4 protein-coding genes are annotated in these 3,854 nt (G+C 31.2%); 1 reads left to right on the top strand and 3 read right to left on the bottom strand.

What is annotated here, in order from left to right; translation table 11 throughout:
* From QZ260_RS01980 to nadC, 3 genes are all read right to left on the bottom strand, one after another.
* Window positions 1–1,286 (bottom strand): DEAD/DEAH box helicase (locus tag QZ260_RS01980; protein WP_295982165.1); only part of this gene is annotated, 1,286 nt, incomplete at its 3' end.
* A gap of 3 nt (window positions 1,287–1,289) precedes the next feature.
* A complete protein-coding gene (locus QZ260_RS01975; RefSeq protein WP_295982163.1) occupies window positions 1,290–2,231 on the bottom strand; it encodes a YihY/virulence factor BrkB family protein in 942 nt (313 codons plus the stop codon).
* 73 nt (window positions 2,232–2,304) lie between these two features.
* The gene (nadC, locus tag QZ260_RS01970; protein ID WP_295982162.1) at window positions 2,305–3,165 is read right to left on the bottom strand and encodes a carboxylating nicotinate-nucleotide diphosphorylase; all 861 of its coding nucleotides are present in this window, start codon (window positions 3,163–3,165) and stop codon (window positions 2,305–2,307) included.
* Between the two features lie 131 nt (window positions 3,166–3,296).
* On the opposite strand from nadC, the gene rlmH reads away from it, so the two are divergent.
* On the top strand, window positions 3,297–3,770 hold the full coding sequence (rlmH, locus tag QZ260_RS01965; protein WP_295982160.1) for a 23S rRNA (pseudouridine(1915)-N(3))-methyltransferase RlmH: 474 nt from the start codon (window positions 3,297–3,299) through the stop codon (window positions 3,768–3,770).
* Window positions 3,771–3,854: the final 84 nt, after the last annotated feature.

Below are 3,854 nucleotides of genomic sequence, written 5' to 3'. Positions count from 1 at the left end.
GCCAATACTATGGCTGTATCTCGAGCATGATAACGTGGTGCGGGATCAAATTGCTTAAACGATTGCTCATGCTCTTCATCAATAATTATCAATCCTAAGTTATTAAAAGGCAAAAATATAGATGAGCGCGCTCCTAAAACTATTTTCGATTTCGCGGAATTGTGCAGAACATTATTCCAAACCTCAACACGTTCATGAGTTGAGTATTTAGAATGAAAAACAGCTACTTGTTCTCCAAAGTAATTCTGAAGTCTTGTGACTAATTGTGTTGTTAAAGCTATTTCTGGAAGTAGATACAGAACTTGTTTCCCTTCTTTTATTATATCTTCAATAAGTTTCACATATACTTCAGTTTTCCCTGAAGAGGTTACACCGTGCAATAACGTAACATGATGCTTTTCAAAAGATTCTTTTATTTCATTTAATGCTGTTTTCTGATAGTCATTAAGCCGTTTAGAAGCTTCCGTTTCCTCACCAGAATATTGAATCCTATCCATTTGGATATGATATTCTTCAAGAACACCTTTATCTATTAAAGATTTTATAATAGATGGAGATGCGCCACTTTCATTTGAAAGGTCTGATACCTTAACAGGTTTTTTTGTTTTAGCCGAAATTGAAAATAAAGTCATTACAACTTCGCGTTGCTTTGGCGCTCTACTTAATTCATCTAATAAATTTTGAATTCCATTTTCAGAAGAAAAATTAGTATGCAGTTTTACATAACGCACCAATTTAGGCTTGTACTTTTCATAAACTTCTTCTTCAACCGTAATAACTTCTTTTTCAATAAGTCTTTTAATAACGGAAAGCACATTCTTTTTATCAAGAATGTTAGAAATATCGTGAATCTTTAAATTCGATTGATGATGCAGTGCTTCATAAACTAAAAATTCATCATCTTTTAAAATAGATTCATCAATAGTTTTAATAGTGTTTTTTGCGATTACAGTTTCACTTTCTAAAATAAAAGCACTAGGCAGCGCAGCGCGCATAACATCCCCTAAAGTGCACATATAGTAGCTTGCTATCCATTGCCATAATTGCAATTGAATTTCATTTACAATTGGTGTATCATCTAATATTTGTTGAATATCTTTTGCTTCGTAAGCGGTTGGCCCACTACTATGGATATTATAAACAATACCTGTGTAGATTTTAGACTTGCCAAAAGGAACTGCAACACGCATGCCTACTTTCAAAAAATCCGCCTCAGAAGCCGTGATGCTATAGGTGAATAGTTTTTGAAGTGGAACTGGAATAATAACATCGATAAAATAAGCCATGAATTATCTAGTTTTTCTAAGCTTATTCAAAGAAGCATTCAATTCATACCCAAGCAAAAGAATATTAGCATTAAGCCACATATAAAACAAGAGAATCAATAAAGCTCCTATAGACCCGTACAATTTATTGAATTGACCAAAATTTTCAATATAAACACCAAACAAATACGATGTGAGCATAATTAACAACGTCGTAAATATGGCCCCAACAGAAAAGAATTTAGAGTCTCTCCCCTCTCTTGTTCCAAAATAATATAAAGTTGCCGTAGCTATATATACCATAATTACAAAAAACATATATGTAACGACACTAGCCCAAAATACACCATCTGAATCTACATGATAGCCTCTGTCTTCAAGAGCATTTAACAACTCTTGCACCACATAAATCTGAATATATCCTAAGACTATTATTGTTATAATGAGAAGAAAAGCTAATATTAAAGCAATACTCATCGCATACATGTATTGCTTAAAAACGTTCCTTGCTAATTGTTCATGATAAGAATTTTCAAAACCAGAAAAAACGGCATTTACACCATTAGCCATTAAAACAATTGACAAGATAAAAACTGAAGACAACAAACCTCCACGCTGAGACTGATCTATATTTTCAAAAATGTTTTCAAAGAAAAAATCTGAGGTACTTGCTGGTAAAAAGGATTCTAAAAACTGCAGGAATTCTATTTTAAAATCATCAATCGGTACATAGGGAATGATAATTAAAACAAATAACAAAAATGGAAATATAGCAGTAAAAAAACTAAATGCAATAGCACTCGCTCTAGTTGTTAGAGCTCCTTTAACAATACCTGTTATGTAAAGCACTAATAAATCATAAAACGTTAAACCTTCAAGACCAGGTAGTTTTAACCGCTTAAAAAAACGCACAAAAATATTCAGTACAGGGATTTTATCGAGTTTTTCGTCAAGCAAATTAGACATTAATACTTTGCGTTTTTATTAAAGCGAAGTTATTAAATTTAAAAAGTATTAAAGCAATTAGTAAAGCCTTAAATTATTTTATAGCTTTTAAACTTAAATCCATATTATGCACAGAATGTGTTAAGGCACCACATGAAATATAATTTACACCACACTCCGCATAATGCCTAATAGTAGTTTCATTTATGTTTCCAGAAGATTCTGTTAAACATTTATCACCAATTAGCTTTACGGCTTTTCTGGTGTCTTCATAATCAAAATTATCTAATAATATTCTGTAAACACCGTCATTATTTAGGATTTCTTGGACTTCAAACAAATCTCTGGCTTCAACCATAATTTGCAAGTTTCTTCCAGTCTCATTTAAATAGTGTTTAGTAGTTTCAATAGCTTTTGTAATACCACCAGCAAAATCTATGTGATTATCTTTAAGCATAATCATATCATAAAGCGCAAACCTGTGATTTTCGCCTCCACCAATTTTAACTGCCCATTTCTCTAAAACACGAATGCCAGGAGTTGTTTTTCTAGTATCTAAAATTCTTGTCTTAGTCCCTTCTATTAAATCAACAAACATTCTTGTTTTGGTTGCAATAGCACTCATACGTTGCATCGCGTTTAAAACCGTGCGCTCTGCTTTTAATATAGATTGCGATGGTCCTTCAACATACATGACAATATCTCCATAAGTGACTTCAGATCCATCTTCAATAAGTACATCTAATTTCAAATCTTTATCAACGTAAGCAAATACTTTTTTCGCAAAATTAACACCACCTATAATACCTTTATCTTTGACTAAAAGTTTTGCTTTACCTCTTGCATTTGCTGGGATACAAGCCAAAGAACTGTGATCACCATCACCAACGTCTTCGCGAATCGCATTTTCAATAATCATCTTCACTTCTGTATCAAACTGCTCTTGTGTAATCATAATAGATAGTTAGTTAATTCGAACAAAAATAAGAAATAGATTGGCTAAATTAAATTTTACATTTACGAATTTTTTAATTTTTTCTTATTTAAATGTATTATTCATAAATACGAAATAGTAATTTTGCTTTTATGACTATAAAACTAATTACTATTGGCAAGACTGATAATAAACAGCTTACGTCGTTGATTGATGACTATATAAAGCGCTTGGGCTATTATATTAAATTCTCTTTAGATATCATTCCAGATATAAAAAACTCTAAAAATTTAAGTGAAGTACAGCAAAAACAGAAAGAAGGTGAACTTATTTTGAAAAAAATAAGCACTACAGATACTTTAATATTACTAGATGAAAACGGAAAACAGTTCGACTCAGTTGATTTTTCATCTTATTTACAAAAGCACATGAATTCAGGAATAAAACAATTAGTTTTTGTTGTTGGTGGTCCTTATGGTTTTTCTGAAGATGTATATAAAAAATCAAATGGGAAACTATCATTATCAAAAATGACATTTTCCCATCAAATGATTCGCTTATTTTTTATTGAACAACTGTATAGAGGCTTCACTATTTTAAGGAATGAGCCCTATCATCACAAGTAAAACAAACACTGTTTTTTTTGAAAATAAGCAACTATAAAATAACTTTAAGGAAAAATTGCTAATAAAAAATTAACCCTTTTTATG

The organism is uncultured Algibacter sp., from assembly GCF_905480415.1.
Classification (GTDB): Bacteria; Bacteroidota; Bacteroidia; order Flavobacteriales; family Flavobacteriaceae; genus Algibacter_B.
This window is presented reverse-complemented; position numbering and strand designations above follow the sequence as displayed.